Below are 19048 nucleotides of genomic sequence, written 5' to 3'. Positions count from 1 at the left end.
TCATCAAACGAATTCAAAACCACTAAACATAGATTACTATGAAACACAATGAACTAGAAACAAAAAATGAACTTCAGGAAAAAAGTTTATTTGACAAAACTGTAGGAAGAAGATCTTTTCTTCAGTATGCAGGTGCAGGTGCTGCTGGCATCGCCTTGGTTGCAGCCGGTTGTAAAAAAGATCGTGGTTACGACAATCCTACTATGGGAGGCGCGACCTTAGATTTTAAAGATGACTTCGGTGTATTAAATTATGCATATGCTTTAGAGCAATTAGAAGCTGCATTTTACATAAAAGTTGCTTCAGCTCCTCCTGCAAGTTTCACAGCTGCCCAAAAAGCATATTTCCAGGATATCCAGTTCCATGAGATTGCACACAGGGAATTTTTTAAAGCTGCTTTAAGTACAGCTGCAATTGGAAGTTTGGAGGTAGATTTTTCATCAATTGATTTTACCAGTTCTGCCAGTGTTTTAGGTGCAGCAATGGCTTTTGAAGATTTAGGCGTAGCAGCATACAATGGTGCCGGACCAAGAATTAAAAATGGTACTTATTTATTGTTGGCAGGTAAGATTGTTTCGGTTGAGGCTCGTCACGCAGCTTATGTTCGCGATTTAATCTCAAACGGGTCGTTTGCTGATCTTAATAGCCTTGCTCCATTGGGTGCCAATAACGCAGCTGGTTTAGATGCAGCTTTAACACCAGATAAGGTCTTAGCCATTGCTGGAAAGTATATTAAAACCAAAATTAATGTTATCAATCTTTAATTTTTAAAATCAGAAAATCATGAATATCGTAAATATATTAGAAGAAATTGAAAAAGTTGACGGTGAAATCTATGAGAGATTAAATCCAAGAAGAGCCGCAATGAAAAGCTTTTTCAACATGGGGAAAAAAATCTCTTTGGCTGCTATGCCACTAGCCCTAGGTTCAATGTTTCAAAAAGCATATGGGCAAACAGCTTTACCTGCTGCGGTTGTTGATGTATTGAACTTTGCATTATCGCTGGAGTATTTGGAATACCATTTTTATAATCACTGTATTGTAGGCAAAACTCCGGGATCGGCAGTAACTGATGTTACTTTTAATTTTCCTAATGCAGCCAGTCAAGCCGCCATTACTACCATTCGTGATCACGAAAAAGCACACGTTGATTTACTGATAGGTGCCTTGGGAAGTTCTGCCCGTGCACCAATTGCCTATGCGGATACCGATTTTAGAGCAGGTGGAACGTTTTCTACTGTATATTCTGATTATGGTACTTTTTTAGCAGTAGCACAGGGTTTCGAAGATACCGGAGTTAGGGCATACAAAGGTCAGGCAGGAAACTTATTGGTAAGTCCGGGCGTGTTGCAAACCGCTTTACAGATCCACTCGGTGGAGGCACGTCATGCTTCACACATCCGTCAAATGCGTACAGCGGCTGGTACAGCAATATATAAGCCCTGGGTTAGTCTTGGTGCTTCAGGTCAGGCAAATGATTCTGGAGTTCCCCAGGTAGATGCAGTATATGCTGGCGAAGATTTAACCGTACAAGCTGGTGCAAATATTGTAGGTTTAGGTGGCAATGCAGGCATAACCAAAGCTGTAGCGGTAGAAAGTTTTGATGAGCCTTTGGATAAAGCCAGCGTAATCACAATTGCTAACTTGTTCTTGAAAGACGGCAAAAAGTTATCATAGCAAAAGTTTTTACATTATTAATTAGGTAATGTTTTGTTTAAGGTAGGGAGGTAGAACTTGGTTTTACTTCCCTTTTTTGATTAGGATTTAATTGGATGTAAGGATTTTAGGATCCAAATTAGTGCGATGTGATTTGGAAAGCAAGGTTCTGTTTTTCAATTAACGTTAGTCCCGCTTTACGCTAAATCTTTTTAACTGCCCTTCGACTACACTCAAGATGACAGCTAAAAAGTATATCGCTGCAATCGGGTTTACTTACCCAAATAATACGGAATAAACTTAAACATTCATTAAATTCTATCACGCACTAATTCAATCACTAATTAGTAAGTAATCACCTGTTCTTCCAAATGCTCAGGTAAATCCCTATAGTTATATTTCTGTCCGCGTAACTGAGGTTCGAAACCTGCAGCTTTAATAGATTGCTGAATACCATTCGCAGTGAAACGGTGTGGTGCACCAGCAGCCGATACCACATTTTCTTCGATCATAATCGATCCAAAATCATTTGCACCTGCATGTAAGCAAAGCTGTGCGGTTGCTTTACCAACGGTTAACCAACTGGCCTGAATGTTTTTAATATTAGGCAGCATAATGCGGCTCAGGGCAATCATGCGGATATATTCATCAGCTGTTACATTGTTGCTGATGCCGCGGAGTCTTTTTAATAAAGTTCCGTCATCCTGGAAAGGCCATGGAATAAAAGCCAGGAATCCGTTTGCATCGGCAGGCTTTTCGCTCTGTACCTGACGGATCCATACCAAATGCTCAAAACGCTCTTCGATGGTTTCTACGTGACCAAACATCATTGTTGCTGATGTGGTAATATCTAATTGATGGCATGCACGCATTACATCAAGCCATTCCTGTCCACCGCATTTTCCTTTTGAAATTAAACGCCTTACGCGGTCATTTAAAATTTCTGCACCTGCACCAGGAAGCGAATCCATTCCTGCTTCTTTTAATGCTTTTAATACTTCAGTATGCGTCATTCCTTCCAGCTTTGCAACGTGTGCAATTTCCGGCGGGCCCAAAGCATGTAATTTTAAATCTGGATATAATTCTTTTAGTTTTTTGAAAAGATCGGCATAAAAGGCTAAACCTAAATCCGGGTGATGACCGCCCTGTAATAATAACTGATCTCCACCTAAACGGAAAGTTTCTTCAATTTTTACCTTATAAGTTTCGATATCAGTAATATAACTTTCATCATGACCAGGCCTGCGGAAAAAATTACAGAATTTACAGTTGGCAATACAAACGTTGGTCGTATTTACATTACGGTCGATCTGCCAGGTTACTTTGCCACTGGGTACCTGAATTTTCCTTAATTCATTCGCTACAAACATCAATGATGCCGTATCGGCATGATGGTATAAATGTACCCCTTCTTCAAGGCTTAAAAAATCGAAATGTAATGCCCGTTGCAGTAAATCGGCTGTATTCATACTACAAAGATAAGCAAAAGGGAGGGAAGGTTCAGTGGCTAAGGTTTAAGGTTTGTCAAAAAAAAATGCGGTAAGCGTTAGGCGATTGGCGAATAGCGAGAAATTGCCATCATCTATTTCCGTCTTACATCATGGAACATTCATTTCTATCTTAAATTGTCCCTCATTTGCCATTTTACATTCTCCATCATTTTCCATCTTCCAATTTCCCTTAAAACAATATCTTTACGGTTCTAAAAATTAATATGGTAGATTTTAATCGTTTTACACTTGCCAATGGTTTAAAAGTTTTGGTGCATGAAGATGCGACAACGCCAATGGCAGTTTTAAATATTTTATATGATGTTGGCGCCCGTGACGAGGATCCTGAAAAAACCGGTTTTGCGCATTTATTTGAGCATTTAATGTTCGGCGGATCGGTAAATATTCCGAATTATGATGAGCCTTTGCAGCGTGTAGGTGGTGAGAATAACGCTTTTACGAGCAATGATATTACCAATTACTACATCACGCTGCCTGCAGAAAACATAGAAACGGCATTTTGGTTGGAAAGCGACCGTATGCTGAGCCTGGCTTTTTCTGAAAAGAGTTTAGATACGCAAAGAAATGTGGTGAGTGAGGAGTTTAAGCAACGTTATCTTAATCAGCCATATGGCGATGTTTGGTTAAAGTTGCGTCCGCTGGCTTATAAAAAGCATTCTTACCGCTGGGCAACTATCGGAAAAGAGCTTTCGCATATCGAAAACGCCACGATGGAAGATGTGAAGGCGTTTTTCAAAAAACACTATACACCACAAAATGCAATTTTGGTTGTGGGTGGAAATGTGAAAACCGAAGATGTAAAAAAACTGGCTGAAAAATGGTTCGAACCGATCCCTGCGGGAGAGAAGTATAACCGTGATTTAGTTCAGGAAGAACCGCAAACAGAAGCAAGACAAGAAACAGTGAAGGCAAATGTGCCTTTAAATGCGATTTATATGGCTTTTAAAATGCCAGGGCGCTTAAATCAGGATTATTATGCCTTTGATTTATTATCTGATATTTTATCACGTGGGCAGTCTTCGCGCTTGTACAATAGTTTGTTGAAAGAGCAGAAACTTTTTAGCGATATCAATGCTTACATTTCGAGCAGTTTAGATCCGGGTTTGTTTATAGTTGAAGGTAAACTGGTAGGAGGAGTAACAACCGAAACTGCAGAAAAAGCAATCTGGGCAGAACTGGATAAATTAAAAGCCGAACTGGTTTCTGATGCTGAATTAACAAAAGTAAAGAACAAAGTAGAATCGGTACTTGTTTTTTCTGAAATGAGTTTATTGGATAAAGCGATGAACCTGGCTTATTATGAGCTTTTAGGTGATGCCGCTTTATTAAACCAGGAAACTGAAGAATTTTTAAAGGTTAAAGCAGAAGATATAAAACGGATCTCCAACGAAACTTTCCAACCAAATTCATCATCAACTTTATATTATTTAACTGAAGAAAATGCTTAACAGACAACAGGCGCCTGATTTTAAGCAGGTATCGACAATAAATTTTATCCACCCAGAAAAGAAAGTATTGGATAACGGTGTGCCCGTTTTTACAATCTATTCCGGAGAACAGGATCTGGTACGTATCGAATTTATTTTCGAAAACGTAAACTGGAAGTTTGAAAAACCGTTACAGGCCATTGCGGTAAGCGCATTGATCAATAATGGAACAAATAAATTATCGGCGAAAGAAATAGCCGAACAAATTGATTTTTATGGTGCATTTTTTCAGACAGAATATGTTCAGGATCAATCTTCGGTTACACTATACACTTTAAATAAACATTTACGCTCGGTACTGCCGATTGTGAAGGATGTTTTATCAGAAAGCCAGTTTCCACAGCATGAACTTGACATTTACATTCAAAACCAAAAGCAAAAGCTACAGGTAAACCTGAAGAAAAACGATGTTCTTTCGAGAAAAGAATTTGCACATGCTTTATTTGGTGATACAGCTTATGGGGTAAACATACAAGCAGGGCATTACGATGCATTGAAGCGCGAAGATCTGGTTGATTACTTTAAGGCCGCATATGCACCAAATAATTGTACCATTATTGTTTCAGGTAAGTTTGACGATGTTAGCTTTAACCTGCTGAACGATACTTTTGGACAAGGTTGGGAAAAAAGTAATGCGGTAAAGAACAGTTTCAATTTCACGACAACAGAAAAGCAGTTTGTTTATACGGAAAAACCAGAAGCTTTACAGTCTGCGATAAGAATTGGTCAGTTGGCCATTAACCGTAAACATGAAGATTTTTCTGGTCTTCAGATTTTAAATACTGTTTTAGGTGGATACTTTGGCTCGCGTTTAATGAATAACATCCGTGAAGATAAAGGTTACACTTACGGTATTGGTTCTGGGATTTCTTCGCTACAACAGGCCGGTTATCTTTTTATTGCTACTGAAGTTGGCGCCGATGTTTGTTCGGCTGCATTAACTGAGATTTACAAAGAAATAGAGCTATTGAAAAATGAACTGGTAGGAGAAGAAGAGCTGGATCTTGTTCGGAACTACATGCTGGGTTCGATGTTGGGCAGTTTAGAAAATGTATTCTCACACGCCGATAAATTCAAGAACATTTATTTCGCAGGGTTGGATTACGATTACTATACCAAATATATAGAGAAGGTTAAAACCATTACTGCCGAAGAATTACTTGCCTTGGCGAATAAATACCTAACAACCGATCATTTTACCGAGGTGGTGATAGGGAAGAAATAGTTATAAATATCCCCGCTATTCGTCATCTCGACTGGAGCGTAGCGAAATGGAGAGATCTATCCAGATAGATTTTGCTTCGCAGAGCCTTCGGGTTCTCGGCTTCGTTACACTCCGCTCGAAATGACGACTTTTTCGGTTTGTTATTCTTTTATTAACTACCTGTACTGGCAAAGATAGGTCGTTTGAACGCTGGCTTTTACTTTAAAAGAGGAGTTTGCAGGTACTTCAAAATTACTACCAGCTTTAATACGCTGCCAATCTGTAGTATCTGGTAAAAGCGCTGTTAGTTCACCCTCTATAACATGCATAATTTCTTTCTGAGCTGTTCCAAAAGTATATTCTCCCGGGTTTATAACGCCGACAGTCGATTTTCCTTCAGCGGTTTCATAGCCTAACGATTTAACGTTGCCATCAAAATATTGGTTTTCAGTAATCATATGCTAATTTATAAAGAATTTCCGTTAACTCATCTTATGAGTTGAGCATTTCAGTTTTGTAGTTTTTCAAATATTCCGATCTCACTATTTTAGCCGTTTTATGGTCTTTAGTATGGCTCCATCCCGGTGGCATAAAGATATATAGAAACTTATTTTTAATGCCAGGTGCACGCCAAACATCTTTGGCCAAGAGAACAATTTCGCCGAAATAAGCATCTAAAAAGCTGTTTTTTTTCATTTCCCGGGTAATACCATATTCAATTTTTATTGTTTTGTCTTCTTCCTGATAGGTTTTAAAGACATGATCCCAGATGGGTAGCAGGTTGCAGAAATTGGTATCCATATACAAGGCATTCTTGGCATGGTGTACACGATGATGAGAAGGCGTAAGGATGATTTTATTTAAAAATCCAAAACGGCCATCTTTAGAAATGTTTTCTCCAATGTGGATAAAAGATCCCCAAAAACCGTCGATGAACATGATTAAAAAAAGCAGGGCAGGGCTTACACCCAAAAGGATGCACGTTGTAGTTCTAATCAGGTCTGCATAAGGTGCTTCAAGAAAAAAATGTGCAAAATTTACCGATAAATTCATGGTTTCGGGTGCGTGATGGGTGGAGTGCAAACACCAGAAAAGCCTTACTTTATGTGCTAAAAAATGATAAATAAAATGGCCGAATTCCCAGATCACATACCCGTATATCAGCCAGTACCAGGTAATCTCTGTTTTAAAAATGGCGTATTTGCCAAATAAACCGATACAGATAGATACCATGCCGATAGAAATAATGCGGCCAATAAAAGAATTAATCACCAGTGAAAAGAAAGAAATCCGGTAATCAACCACTTTAAAACGGCGGTAAAATGCCATCCTGATGATTTCAAAAACCAATAAAAAGGGAATCAAAGGCCCCATAAGCGCACTAATGCCATTCCAGCTCATAAACTGGCTATAGTCATTGGTTTGCAGTAGTTTTAGCAGTGCTGGTAAGCCGAAAAATCCTACAAGCCATTCCTTTACGCCTTCAAGAAAATCTATCATCTTATTATATTTGGTTTGTTGAAATTATATAAAACTAAAATTTTATTCTAATAATTTCGCTAAATAGCTAGGTCATTGTTACCAAATACTTATTAAAGCTTAGTTTTTGTTGTGTGATGATTGCGATTGTCAGACAAGCTCAATATTTAAGCATTTTTATTATTATACTTTTATATTCCCTCAATTTTCGTATCTTTGCCTGGCAAATAATAAATCCTAATTTATTTGCTATGCAACTCGATTCCACAAAGTTTATTGCCACAGGTTTAACGTATGACGACGTACTTCTAGTACCTGCATATTCCGAAATTCTGCCCCGTGAAGTAAATACATCCACTTTTTTAACAAAAAAAATTAAACTTAATGTTCCATTGATTTCTGCAGCGATGGATACTGTAACAGAAGCCGAACTAGCCATTGCCATTGCGCAAAATGGTGGTATTGGTATGTTACATAAAAACATGACCATAGAAAGACAAGCCGAAGAAGTACGTAAGGTTAAACGTTCTGAAAGCGGTATGATCCAGGATCCGGTTACCTTATTGGAAACAGCTGTTGTAGCCGATGCTTTCAAGATTATGAAAGAGCATAAAATTGGTGGTATTCCTGTTGTAAGCAGCGACAATAAATTGGTGGGTATTATTACAAATAGGGATTTACGTTTCCAAAAGGATATGAAAAGACCAATTTCTGAGGTAATGACTAAAGAAAATTTAATCACTGCACCAGAAGGTACTACTTTGGTTCAGGCAGAGGAAATTCTTCAGAACCATAAAATCGAGAAACTTCCTGTGGTGAGCAAAGACGGTTACTTAAGCGGTTTAATTACTTTTAAAGATATTTCGAAGGTTAAAAATTATCCTGCTGCCTGTAAAGATGAACGCGGTCGTTTACGTGTAGGTGCTGCGGTTGGTGTAACAGCTGATACTATTCAACGTGTTGATGCCTTGGTTCATGCCGGTGTTGACGTAATTACCATTGATACTGCTCATGGCCATTCTAAAGGAGTAGTTGATAAATTAAAAGAAGTTAAAGCTAAATATCCTGATTTACAGGTTATCGTTGGAAATATTGCTACCGGTGCTGCTGCTAAATTCTTAGCCGATGCTGGTGCCGATGCTGTTAAGGTTGGTATTGGTCCTGGTTCTATCTGTACAACAAGAATTATTGCCGGTGTTGGTGTTCCTCAATTATATGCGGTTTACGAATGTGCCAAAGCTTTAAAAGGCACAGGTGTTCCTGTTATTGCCGATGGTGGTATTAAACACACAGGTGATATTGCCAAAGCAATTGCTTCTGGAGCAAGCACCGTAATGGCAGGTTCGTTATTTGCAGGAGTTGAAGAATCACCAGGCGAAACCATTATCTACGAAGGACGTAAATTTAAATCTTACCGTGGAATGGGCTCAATTGAAGCAATGGAGCAGGGGTCTAAAGACCGTTATTTCCAGGATGTAGAAGATGATATTAAAAAGTTAGTTCCAGAAGGTATTGTAGGCCGTGTGCCATTTAAAGGTACCCTAGCAGAAGTAATGTATCAGTACATTGGTGGTTTACGTGCAAGTATGGGCTATTGCGGTGCAGCAAATATAGAGGCATTACAAGAAGCACAATTTGTGCAGATTACTGCGGCAGGTATGCGCGAAAGCCATCCACACGATATTACGATTACTAAAGAAGCACCAAATTATACCAGATAAGGTATAATCCTTTCGAATAATCGTCATTGCGAGGAACGAAGCAATCTCATTAGCAATATTTTTATAATTCAGCGGGGCATCGTTTACGATAGCCCCGTTTTGTTTTTAGACCTTATAGGTTTTTAAAACCTATGAGGTCTGGAGAATTGATAATAAAGATAAAAATCACAAAATAAAATTTGGCAGCTAAAATTTTTTAATATATTTGTCGACTAAATCTATAGGATTTATATAATAATTATGAAAACAAATCAAAAAACACGCTCGTATTGTTGTTGTAGCCATTCTAAAACAGTAATCGCATACTTTCGAACGAGTCATTAATCAACAACATTTAAACAAACTATATAACTAATCATGAACAAAAGTTTACTTATCCTCTTTTCATTTTTACTTTCGGCAAGTTTTGCCTTTGCCCAAAGCCCAGTAACCGGCGTAATTAAAACAACAAATGGCAGTACAATACCACATGCTACTGTAAAGGTAAGAGGAACAAACCAAGCCGTAGTGGCAGATGATAATGGTGTTTTCAGCATAAATGTAAAACAAGAGACTCCATTTTACCTTCAAGTGAGCTCAGTTGGCTATAAACCACAGGATTTTCAGATTTTAAAACTTCAGGAAACGCCAATAGAATTGGTTCTGGTAGAAAATGCATTATTAGATGAGATCGTTGTAACGTCGAGAAGACGTTCGGAGGTTTTACAGGACGTGCCTATTCCAATTACTGTAATCGGTGGCCAGGCAGCAGAAAATGCAGGTGCTTTTAATGTTAACCGTTTAAAAGAGTTAGTGCCATCTGTACAATTATATGCTTCGAATGCAAGAAATACAACACTTAATATTAGAGGTCTGGGTTCAACATTCGGTTTAACTAACGATGGTATCGACCCAGGTGTAGGTTTTTACGTAGATGGTGTTTATCATGCTCGTCCGGCTGCTACCTCAACCGATTTCCTGGATATCGAACAAATAGAAGTAATCCGTGGTCCTCAAGGTACGTTATTTGGAAAAAATACTACCGCAGGTGCATTTAACATCACCACTACAAAACCAACCCAAACACCAAGTGCCAAAGTAGAACTAAGCGTTGGAAACTATAACTTTATCCAGGCAAAAACGTCAGTTTCGGGCGGGGTAGCAAAAAATCTTGCTGCTAAAATATCAATCTCCGGTACCCAACGAGATGGTACAATATGGAATACCAGAGAAGAACGTAAATATAGCGGACAAAATAACCTTGGTTTTAAAGGCCAGTTGTATTTTACTCCTTCAGATAGGCTACAGATATTATTGAGTAGCGATGTAAGTGTTCAGCACCCTGCGGGTTACCCATTGGTAATTGCTGGTGTTGCGCAGACAGAAAGAAGCGCTTACCGTCAGTATGCCAAAATTGTTTCAGATTTAGGCTACCAGCAACCTAAAATTGATCCTTTTTCCAGAGAAATAAACACCAATACTCCATGGAGACATAATCAATCAATCGGTGGTATATCCTTAAATGTGGATTATAAGATTGGTGGCGGAACATTAACTTCTACCACTGCATGGAGATTCTGGAACTGGGATCCCACAAACGACAGGGATTTCTCTGAACTGTCTGCATTAACAAAATCTCAAGGCAACTCCCATCATGATCAATATTCACAGGAAATTAGATATGCTGGTAATATCACTGATAAATTAAGTGGTGTAATTGGGGTGTTTGCCCTTGCTCAGAACTTAAAAGGTTTGGCTCAAACAGAAGAAGTAGGTAAAGATCAATGGAGATTTGTGCAAACCAGCAATACGGGTAATCAGGCATTATATTCAACCCCTGGTTTATTAGATGGCTTTGGAATCAAAACCAATTCGACCATCAAATCGTTAAGTGCAGCTATTTTTGCTCAGGTAGACTGGGAATTTTTAGCGCACTTTCACGTATTACCTGGTTTAAGATACACCTACGATAAAAAAGATGTGGATTACGACAGGGTAACTTATGGCGGATTGCAGACTACAGATGCCACTTTACTTGCACTAAAAGCCGCTGTGTATAGTAATCAGCAGTTTACTACCAAAGTAGATAACAATAACCTATCGGGTAACTTAACGGTTTCATACCGCCCTAACACAAAGTTAAACGTTTATGGAACTTTCTCTACTGCTTATAAACCTGTTGGTGTTAACGTAGGTGGCTTGCCAACTACTTCAACCGGACAAGCAGACTTGTCGCTTGCTGTTGTAAAGCCAGAATATGTTCAACATTACGAATTAGGTTTAAAAACAAAACCGGTTAAAGGTGCCATATTGAATGTTACCGCTTTTAATACCGACATTAAAGATTACCAAACCAATGTACAATCTCCACAGCTGGGGGTAAATAGGGGGTATCTTGCTAATGCAGAAAAAGTTAAAGTAAAAGGTTTAGAAATTGATGGAACTTATCAATTGGAAAGATTCTTAACTTTAAATGCTGCGGTAGCTTACCTTGATGGTAAATATGTGAAATTCACCAATGCGCCACTTCCTTTAGAAGAAACCGGCCATACCGAATTGGTAAACGGTGTGGCTACCCAAGTGGCATTTAAAGATGCTTCGGGAGGCAGATTGCCGGGTATTTCTAAATGGAATATCTCTGGAGGTTCTGAATTTAGTACCCCAGGTAATTTAGCAACCAGGGCTGGTAGATATTTTATCGCCGGCGATGCGAGTTACCGTTCAGAATATTCGTCAAACCCAACACCATCAAGCATTTTAAATGTTAAAGGTTATGCTTTATTTAATGCAAGGTTAGGATTTAAATCGGATAAGTTCTCTTTGTTTGTATGGAGCCGAAATATCGCAAACAAAAACTATTATGAACAATTGCAGGCTGCAGCTGGTAACTCAGGCTTATACGCAGGCGTACTGGGCGATCCAAGAACTTATGGTGCTACAATCCGTTATGCTTTCTAATCTCTAAATTAATCTTTTCTCTCTTATATTTGGTTAAAAGGAGTGGTGTAATGCCACTCCTTTTTTTAGTAAGAGGCTTTATTATAAATATAGAATTGTCATCCTGAGGGTTAATTTATTATATAAAAATCAATATGAATGACGCATATCCTTTTTTGCCCAACTGCTCATTCTTGCCTCGGCTCACCGCCGCCGAATGGCTCTTTCTTTTTGGCATCAAAAAAGAAACAAAAAATGCCGGCTGAAAATTTATTCATTCGTATTATAGTTTTCAGCTGCATTCATGAGGGCTTCGCCGTTTTCTTTTGAAGCTAGTAGGTTGGCTAGGTCAGTACAGCCCGAAAAATTTGTTAGGCCGTATTTAAGTAAAACGGGGATGGGGTGGTATGGCCTAGCTGGACGGAAATGTATATAGTTGCAAATGTCTTATTAGTAAGCAATTGCAAATAACGTCAATGGTAGCCTGTCGAAGGACCTGTTAAATTTCCCGAAAAGCGTTTCGACAAGCTCTCCGTAGGAGTCCTTTGGACAACGTAACAAGTTCCAATGGAAATCATCACTTAAGATACAGCACTTGTTAACGAAACAACTAAAACTGTAACAGCTTTGTGCAGAATTAAAATTTACAGAAAGCCGATAAAGTCTTAACTTCGGTAAATTTTAACTAAATGAATAAGCTTAAATCAGTTTGTGTGTATTGTGGCTCAAACTTTAATGGCGATGTAGCGCTGCGTAACGCAATAAGGCAATTGGCAGAAACACTTGTAAAACAGCAGATCAGATTGGTTTACGGTGGCGGAAGTGTAGGCGTGATGGGTGTATTAGCCAATGATGTACTTGAGTTAGGTGGTTTAGTTACAGGTGTAATCCCACAGTTTTTAATGGATAAAGAAGTTGGTCATAAAGGGATAACCGAAATGATCGTAACCGAAAATATGCACCAAAGAAAACAGAGAATGGCCGACTTAAGTGATGGTTTTGTTATTTTGCCCGGTGGTTTCGGCACCCTTGAAGAGTTTTTTGAAGTGTTAACCTGGTTGCAGCTCTGCCTGCACACAAAACCAATCGGCGTATTAAATGTAAGTGGTTTTTACGATCCCTTATTTGCCCAAATGGATATGATGGTGCAAAGTAAGTTTTTGAAACCGGCCAATCGCGATTTAGTTTTTAATGAAGCAAATGCCGAAACTTTAATTGATAAAATGGATGATTTTTCTGCCATTCCAGACGAGGTTTGGTTTAGAGAGCGGAACCTGAGTTAATTATAGCAAGATGCTTATGGTTAATAGTCAATAGTTCATAGTTAGGGTGCTTATATCATCAGGCCATTAACCATCTACTATAAGCTATTAACCCAAAAATGCCTCTTAACCAGAATTAAAAAAATAATTATTAATTCGCCGGCCGCATAACGCTTGGCGCTAAAAATATACCGAAATGCAAATCATTACTTCCCACGCAGAATTTGAACAATACCTTGGCAAGGAATTAGGCGTTTCTTCATGGCACACCATTACACAAGAACAGATTAATAAATTTGCCGATGCCACATTAGACCATCAATGGATTCATGTTGATGAAGAAAGAGCCCAAAATGAAGGCCCTTTTAAAGCAACCATAGCGCATGGCTATTTAACGCTTTCCTTAATCCCTTACCTATGGAAAGAAATTGTTGATATCCAAAAATTAAAAATGGAGATCAATTATGGTATCGAAAGTTTAAGGTTTGCGCAGGCAGTTACCGTTAACAGCAAAGTACGGCTAAAAGCAAAACTGGCTTCTATTATTAATCTCCGAGGCGTAACCAAAGTAAATATGGCTATCGAAATGGAAATTGAAGATCAAAAGAAACCTGCCTTTAGTGGTGAGGTTGTTTTCTTGTATCATTTTGTGAATTAATAGCTTACAATGTAGTGCATTGTTTATCTTTAACGTTAAATAAGAAAAAATAAATGCCTCATGATCGTAAACTGGAAATCTTTAAGTTTTGTTTTAATTAGTCTGTTTATCCTATCCTGCCAAATGAATAAAGATCAAAATTTGGCAGCCGATTCGTTTTTGCCGATGCAGATTGGCAATTTATGGTATATGAATGCTCAATCTTATACCGAAATCAAGGATACTGTTCGCATCAATAAAAAGCTTTTTTTCAAGTTTTATTCATTGTTAGGAGGCGATGCAGTGAGTACAGTTTATTTAAGGATCGACGAACAGAATAAATTGATTGAGGGCTATCCCGATAGTCCTTTGAAAACTTATACCAGAGCTGATTTTAATGCAAAAATGGGCGATAAATTTTTTACAACTGGAGAAAAGGATGAAAATGATAACGAAGTCACTGTTATTCAAAAATCGGATACCGAAATGACTTTTTCATTTGATCCGATTTATCATCCAAATTTAAAAGGATACCCATCGCAGGTAAAATACATAAGAGGTAAAGGCTGGGCCGAAAAGTTTAAAAAGCTGAAGATTGATGGGGTAGTTTATCAAAATTAGCCTTTACGTTTATATACTTTTTCATATTGTTCAATCCATTCTGCAGGTGTAACCTTTCTGATAAGCCCGGCAATTAATGCGTATGGAATATCATCAGGCTTTTTAAAACGGACGCAACCTTTACCCATATCCAATTTGTATTTGCTGTGTTTAGGATATTCTGCCTGAAACCATTCCAGTAAATCAGTAAATGCGTATAATCCCAAGTGGTGCATAACAATAAAATTCTTTTGTGAACCAATATTGATAAAAGGTAAAGCCTGTTCTGGTGTACAATGGTAACCTGGAGGATAAAGCCTGAGTGGAATAACATATCCCAGCATACCATACGTAATCTGTTCTTCGAAACCTGCTGGCAGATTCTCTAAAATAGTATCTCTCAATTTCGAAACTGGCGCTTTCCTTTCTTCAGGGAGGCTGTTTAAATAGTCTTCTGGCGTATTAACAGATGGTTGCATATCAATCTTTATCAAATTTCTTTTTAAATCTACTTACAATTGATGGATTATCGAGTTCTTCTAAACTGCTCAGCTCCAGCTCCAGGGCTTTTGTACTGATCTGGATTTCTATTAACGAAATGATTAACGATATCATGAAAAATATCAAACTCAGGGCAAAAAGAATTTCAGCAACGGTATTCCACTCCAAATAAATAAAAAACATACAAAAAAGGCAGCTGGCAAAGCTAAGTACACCAAAAGCCTGCATGTTTTTGATCAATCTTAAGCGGTAACGCAGGTTTTCGATCTGTTTATGCAGCGCTGCATTTTTATCGCCATCCTCATATTTCGATTTCAAACTTCTCACTAAACTTGCCAAAGCCAGGAAACGGTTGGTATAAGCCAGCATAATTAAGCTGATGGCAGGAAACAATAGGGCAGGAATATTGATGGTTAGTTCCATTTTTCGGATTTACCCAAAAATATCATTTTAAACGGATAATTAACCCCAGCGGGAACAGCGTTTTTACACAGAGGTAAACTGAGAAAGTACTTTAGTTGTCACTCAAATTGTAGGTAATCTAATCCTAAATAAAAGCATTCAGATCTCTGTGCCCTCCGTGATTTCTCTTATTTCTCTGTGGTTAAAATGGATAATTAACCACAGCGGGAACAGAGTTTTTACACAGAGGTAAACTGAGAAAATACTTTAGTTATCAATTAAGTTGTAGGTAATTTAATCTTTAAAAAGCATTCAGAACGCTGTGCCCTCAGTGATTTCTCTTGTTTTCTTTGTGGTTAAAAATCGCTTTGTACCAGAAACCGTTTTGGTCAATACTGTTTTTCTAAAATTAAATTTAAATTGCCACCATGAATATCGAATTCAATAAAAATGAGGATGTAAATAAACAGTTGGTATACGAACTGAAAACCAGACTCAAAAAAATATATTTAGGTGGCGGTGAAAAAAATGCGGCCAAACAAAAAGAAAAGGGAAAGCTATTGGCCCGCGAGCGGATTGCCTATTTAATTGATAAAGATACCAGCTTCTTAGAAGTTGGTGCTTTTACGGCTGATGGTATGTATGCCGAGCAAGGTGGCTGTCCTTCCGCAGGAGTGGTGTGCGGTATTGGCTATGTAAGCGGAAGACAATGTATGATTGTGGCCAACGATGCCACAGTAAAAGCAGGTGCCTGGTTTCCCATGACTGCAAAAAAGAACCTCCGTGCTCAGGAAATTGCTATGGAGAACCGCCTACCAGTAATATACCTGGTTGATAGCGCTGGTGTATATCTCCCGATGCAAGATGAGATTTTTCCTGATAAAGAACATTTTGGAAGGATGTTTCGTAACAATGCCATCATGTCGTCGGAAGGAATAGTCCAGATTTCTGCCATCATGGGGGCTTGTGTTGCCGGTGGTGCCTATTTGCCCATTATGAGCGATGAAGCGATGATTGTTGATAAAACAGGATCGGTTTTTTTAGCGGGGTCTTACCTGGTTAAATCGGCCATAGGTGAAGAGGTTGACAATGAAACTTTGGGTGGAGCCACTACTCATTGCGAAATATCAGGTGTTACCGATTATAAACATCCCAATGATCAGGCCTGCTTAGATAGCATCAGGAACATCATGAGTATGTTGGGCGCGCCTCAAAATGCCGGTTTTGATAGGATTAAACCAGCAAAACCAAAAGAAAATGAAGAAGAATTGTATGGTATTTTACCCGAAAACAGAGATAAACCTTATGAAATAATGGATATCATTAACCGTTTGGTTGATGGATCGGAATTTGAAGAGTATAAAAAAGGCTACGGACAAAGCATTGTTTGTGGTTTAGGCCGTATTGATGGCTGGGCAGTAGGTATTGTGGCCAATCAGCGTAAAGTGGTGAAGTCGAAAAAAGGAGAGATGCAGTTTGGCGGTGTAATTTATTCTGATAGCGCCGATAAAGCTACCCGTTTTATTATGAACTGTAACCAGAAGAAAATCCCATTGGTGTTTTTGCAGGATGTTACTGGCTTTATGGTAGGCAGCCGATCAGAACATGGTGGTATTATTAAAGATGGTGCTAAAATGGTTAATGCTGTTGCCAATTCTGTAGTGCCAAAATTTACAATAGTATTGGGTAATTCTTATGGTGCTGGCAACTATGCCATGTGCGGTAAGGCTTACGACCCTAGATTGATTTATGCCTGGCCAACTGCTAAAATTGCGGTAATGGGCGGTTCGCAGGCTGCAAAAACTTTACTTCAGATTCAGGAAGCCTCTTTAAAAGCAAAAGGAGAGGTAATTACGCCAGAAAAAGAGGCAGAGTTGTTAAAAGAAATCACCGACAGATACGATAGCCAAACCACCCCTTATTATGCTGCATCCCGGCTTTGGGTAGATGGTATTATCGACCCGTTAGAAACGAGAAAAGTTATTTCGATGGGAATTGAGGCTGCCAACCAATCGCCGATTACTAAGAAGTTTAATGTAGGTGTGATACAGACTTAGTTATAATGTGCTGTCGGATGTTACCATCTGACAGTTACATTGTATTATTTTTACCACCTGAGGCACCTTAGAGCACCTGAGTTTTGAGCACAAATAACCATCTATAAGGAACTAAGTTTCTAAGGCGGTCAACTCATTCAGAACATATTGTGCCTTTGTTTCTTGGTGGTTAAAAAATAGATGGGACGTTGAATGTCTGTACTTGTAAAAACAATTAATATTATATTTAGTGCATGAAAAATCTTTATCTTTTTCTTGTCGTTATACTGTTGCAGATCAATCTGTTTGCCCAAAATTCGGATAAAATTCATCAAAATGCGATTGTAATCGATACACATGGCGATATTTTGTTCAATCAGATCAAATCGGGCATCGATATCGGGAAACTTCAATCTAAGGGGAATTTCGATTTAGTGAGGGCCAAACAAGGTGGCTTGGATGTTCAGTTTTTTTCTATCTGGTGTGATGAAACGGGTGGATATGCTGTAGCTAATCAGGAAATAGATTCACTTTATAGTTTAATTAAACGATATCCCGATAAAATTAAATTGGTAACAAATGCTAAAGATCTCGAACAAGCGGTTAAACAACAAAAATTGGCTGCGATGATAGGGGTAGAAGGTGGGCATATGATCGAAAACCGTTTAGATTATATCGATAGTTTGGCAAAGCGCGGAATGGCTTACCTTACTTTAACCTGGAACAACAGTACCCCATGGTCGAGTTCGGCCACCGAAGAAACTTCGGGTAAAGTGAAACCCGAATATGCGGGTTTAAGCGATTTTGGAAAACAGGTTGTAAAACGATTGAATCAACTCGGTGCAATGGTCGATTTATCACACGTGGGTGAAAAAACATTTTATGATGCCATTGCTGCATCTGCTAAACCCGTAATTGTTTCCCATAGCTGTGCTTATGCTTTAAATCCGGTTCCGCGAAATTTAAAAGATGATCAGATTAAAGCTGTAGGTAAAAATGGCGGTGTAGTTTGCATTAATTTCTACAGTGGTTTTTTAGATGCTAGCTTCAATACCAAACAAAAAGAATTCTTTGCAAAATATGTTAGCGAGCTTAAAACATTGACTGCTAAATATGGTAGAAGCAATGCCATTGATACGTTGATTTTCAACCATCAGGCTGATGCCGATGCCACACGTCCGCCGATTGCACTTTTGGTTAAACATATTAGTCACGTGGTGAAATTAATTGGCATAGACCATGTAGGATTGGGGGCCGATTTTGATGGTGCCGAATCTTTTCCTTTAGGAATGAACAGTGTAGCAGATTATCCTAAAATTACCGATGAGCTGATTAAAAATGGGTATTCGGAAAACGATATCAAGAAAATTTTGGGAGGCAATGTAGTTCGGTTGATCAGAGAGAATAAAGGAGGATAATTTTTTGTGCTGTCAGATGTTACCGTCTTACTTTAAAGTATTCCTGAATTGGAGCTTGTTGTGCAGTCAGATGTTACCATCTGACTGGTAAAAAATTATCACGCATATATGGAGTCAGTGTCAGATGGAAACATCTGACACCACGAATAGCTTTAAATGCCAAACGCCATGCGCTTTCCACTCGGCTTATGATGTTAATAAGTAAACTATGTTGACAA

Annotated in this window: 16 protein-coding genes; 11 read left to right on the top strand and 5 right to left on the bottom strand. The window is 38.5% G+C overall.

Annotated elements, in window-relative coordinates; all coding sequences use genetic code 11:
• The first annotated feature begins 38 nt into the window (after positions 1–38).
• Both LQ201_RS22970 and LQ201_RS22965 read left to right on the top strand, forming a co-directional pair.
• On the top strand, positions 39–764 hold the full coding sequence (locus LQ201_RS22970) for a ferritin-like domain-containing protein (protein ID WP_230146021.1): 726 nt from the start codon (positions 39–41) through the stop codon (positions 762–764).
• Between the two features lie 19 nt (positions 765–783).
• On the top strand, positions 784–1677 hold the full coding sequence (locus LQ201_RS22965; protein ID WP_230146020.1) for a ferritin-like domain-containing protein: 894 nt from the start codon (positions 784–786) through the stop codon (positions 1675–1677).
• A 323-nt stretch (positions 1678–2000) separates the two neighbouring features.
• Here LQ201_RS22965 and LQ201_RS22960 read toward each other — a convergent pair whose 3' ends face one another.
• Entirely contained in the window at positions 2001–3125 is a 1125-nt protein-coding gene (locus tag LQ201_RS22960; RefSeq protein ID WP_116251886.1) for a CofH family radical SAM protein, read from the bottom strand.
• Between the two features lie 245 nt (positions 3126–3370).
• Here LQ201_RS22960 and LQ201_RS22955 point away from each other — a divergent pair, with 245 nt between their 5' ends.
• Both LQ201_RS22955 and LQ201_RS22950 read left to right on the top strand, forming a co-directional pair.
• The gene (locus tag LQ201_RS22955; protein ID WP_230146019.1) at positions 3371–4615 is read left to right on the top strand and encodes a pitrilysin family protein; all 1245 of its coding nucleotides are present in this window, start codon (positions 3371–3373) and stop codon (positions 4613–4615) included.
• Positions 4608–5879 (top strand): pitrilysin family protein, encoded by a 1272-nt coding sequence (locus tag LQ201_RS22950; protein ID WP_230146018.1) that lies wholly within the window; start codon positions 4608–4610, stop codon positions 5877–5879. The genes LQ201_RS22955 and LQ201_RS22950 overlap by 8 nt, the downstream gene beginning before the upstream one ends.
• Positions 5880–6034: 155 nt before the next feature.
• Here the strand turns inward: LQ201_RS22950 and LQ201_RS22945 are convergent, their stop codons facing one another.
• Positions 6035–6316 carry a pyrimidine/purine nucleoside phosphorylase gene (locus LQ201_RS22945; protein ID WP_230146017.1) on the bottom strand — a complete coding sequence of 94 codons (282 nt, stop codon included), beginning with the start codon at positions 6314–6316 and terminating at the stop codon, positions 6035–6037.
• Positions 6317–6350: 34 nt separating this feature from the next.
• Positions 6351–7358 carry a sterol desaturase family protein gene (locus LQ201_RS22940; protein ID WP_230146016.1) on the bottom strand — a complete coding sequence of 336 codons (1008 nt, stop codon included), beginning with the start codon at positions 7356–7358 and terminating at the stop codon, positions 6351–6353.
• Between the two features lie 230 nt (positions 7359–7588).
• Here LQ201_RS22940 and guaB point away from each other — a divergent pair, with 230 nt between their 5' ends.
• The 5 genes from guaB (at position 7589) to LQ201_RS22915 (ending at position 14494) form a co-directional block, all read left to right on the top strand.
• Entirely contained in the window at positions 7589–9058 is a 1470-nt protein-coding gene (guaB, locus tag LQ201_RS22935; RefSeq protein ID WP_230146015.1) for an IMP dehydrogenase, read from the top strand.
• 357 nt (positions 9059–9415) lie between these two features.
• Positions 9416–11995 carry a TonB-dependent receptor gene (locus LQ201_RS22930; protein WP_230146014.1) on the top strand — a complete coding sequence of 860 codons (2580 nt, stop codon included), beginning with the start codon at positions 9416–9418 and terminating at the stop codon, positions 11993–11995.
• 668 nt (positions 11996–12663) lie between these two features.
• Positions 12664–13257: a TIGR00730 family Rossman fold protein gene (locus tag LQ201_RS22925; protein ID WP_230146013.1), complete on the top strand. Its 594-nt coding sequence runs from the start codon at positions 12664–12666 to the stop codon at positions 13255–13257.
• A 175-nt stretch (positions 13258–13432) separates the two neighbouring features.
• A complete protein-coding gene (locus LQ201_RS22920; RefSeq protein ID WP_029275744.1) occupies positions 13433–13894 on the top strand; it encodes a MaoC family dehydratase in 462 nt (153 codons plus the stop codon).
• Between the two features lie 123 nt (positions 13895–14017).
• Positions 14018–14494 (top strand): hypothetical protein, encoded by a 477-nt coding sequence (locus LQ201_RS22915; RefSeq protein ID WP_230146012.1) that lies wholly within the window; start codon positions 14018–14020, stop codon positions 14492–14494.
• Here the strand turns inward: LQ201_RS22915 and LQ201_RS22910 are convergent.
• Together LQ201_RS22910 and LQ201_RS22905 are read right to left on the bottom strand one after the other, a co-directional pair.
• Positions 14491–14952, bottom strand: a complete 462-nt coding sequence (locus LQ201_RS22910) for an iron chaperone (protein ID WP_230146011.1) — start codon at positions 14950–14952, stop codon at positions 14491–14493. The two genes, LQ201_RS22915 and LQ201_RS22910, sit on opposite strands and share 4 nt — an antisense overlap.
• A gap of 1 nt (position 14953) precedes the next feature.
• The gene (locus LQ201_RS22905) at positions 14954–15397 is read right to left on the bottom strand and encodes a DUF2721 domain-containing protein (protein ID WP_230146010.1); all 444 of its coding nucleotides are present in this window, start codon (positions 15395–15397) and stop codon (positions 14954–14956) included.
• Between the two features lie 407 nt (positions 15398–15804).
• Here LQ201_RS22905 and LQ201_RS22900 point away from each other — a divergent pair, with 407 nt between their 5' ends.
• Positions 15805–17433, top strand: coding sequence for an acyl-CoA carboxylase subunit beta (locus tag LQ201_RS22900; protein ID WP_230146009.1), 1629 nt, complete (start codon positions 15805–15807; stop codon positions 17431–17433).
• Between the two features lie 233 nt (positions 17434–17666).
• Complete coding sequence (locus tag LQ201_RS22895; protein WP_230146008.1) at positions 17667–18830, top strand: dipeptidase; 1164 nt, start codon at positions 17667–17669, stop codon at positions 18828–18830.
• Positions 18831–19048: the final 218 nt, after the last annotated feature.

The organism is Pedobacter sp. Bi126, from assembly GCF_918698245.1.
In the GTDB taxonomy this organism is placed as follows: Bacteria; Bacteroidota; Bacteroidia; order Sphingobacteriales; family Sphingobacteriaceae; genus Pedobacter.
Note: the sequence above shows the minus strand (reverse complement) of the source record. Positions and strands in the feature narration are given on the sequence as shown.

What these genes read in the sequence shown, in the direction of transcription:
- LQ201_RS22955 (WP_230146019.1), top strand. Translation starts at nt 3,371, where the DNA reads ATGGTAGATTTTAATCGTTTTACACTTGCCAATGGTTTAAAAGTTTTG.
- LQ201_RS22970 (WP_230146021.1), top strand. Translation starts at nt 39, where the DNA reads ATGAAACACAATGAACTAGAAACAAAAAATGAACTTCAGGAAAAAAGT.
- LQ201_RS22925 (WP_230146013.1), top strand. Translation starts at nt 12,664, where the DNA reads ATGAATAAGCTTAAATCAGTTTGTGTGTATTGTGGCTCAAACTTTAAT.
- guaB (WP_230146015.1), top strand. Translation starts at nt 7,589, where the DNA reads ATGCAACTCGATTCCACAAAGTTTATTGCCACAGGTTTAACGTATGAC.
- LQ201_RS22965 (WP_230146020.1), top strand. Translation starts at nt 784, where the DNA reads ATGAATATCGTAAATATATTAGAAGAAATTGAAAAAGTTGACGGTGAA.
- LQ201_RS22900 (WP_230146009.1), top strand. Translation starts at nt 15,805, where the DNA reads ATGAATATCGAATTCAATAAAAATGAGGATGTAAATAAACAGTTGGTA.
- LQ201_RS22895 (WP_230146008.1), top strand. Translation starts at nt 17,667, where the DNA reads ATGAAAAATCTTTATCTTTTTCTTGTCGTTATACTGTTGCAGATCAAT.
- LQ201_RS22910 (WP_230146011.1), bottom strand. Translation starts at nt 14,952, where the DNA reads ATGCAACCATCTGTTAATACGCCAGAAGACTATTTAAACAGCCTCCCT.
- LQ201_RS22905 (WP_230146010.1), bottom strand. Translation starts at nt 15,397, where the DNA reads ATGGAACTAACCATCAATATTCCTGCCCTATTGTTTCCTGCCATCAGC.
- LQ201_RS22940 (WP_230146016.1), bottom strand. Translation starts at nt 7,358, where the DNA reads ATGATAGATTTTCTTGAAGGCGTAAAGGAATGGCTTGTAGGATTTTTC.
- LQ201_RS22945 (WP_230146017.1), bottom strand. Translation starts at nt 6,316, where the DNA reads ATGATTACTGAAAACCAATATTTTGATGGCAACGTTAAATCGTTAGGC.
- LQ201_RS22950 (WP_230146018.1), top strand. Translation starts at nt 4,608, where the DNA reads ATGCTTAACAGACAACAGGCGCCTGATTTTAAGCAGGTATCGACAATA.
- LQ201_RS22930 (WP_230146014.1), top strand. Translation starts at nt 9,416, where the DNA reads ATGAACAAAAGTTTACTTATCCTCTTTTCATTTTTACTTTCGGCAAGT.
- LQ201_RS22915 (WP_230146012.1), top strand. Translation starts at nt 14,018, where the DNA reads ATGAATAAAGATCAAAATTTGGCAGCCGATTCGTTTTTGCCGATGCAG.
- LQ201_RS22920 (WP_029275744.1), top strand. Translation starts at nt 13,433, where the DNA reads ATGCAAATCATTACTTCCCACGCAGAATTTGAACAATACCTTGGCAAG.
- LQ201_RS22960 (WP_116251886.1), bottom strand. Translation starts at nt 3,125, where the DNA reads ATGAATACAGCCGATTTACTGCAACGGGCATTACATTTCGATTTTTTA.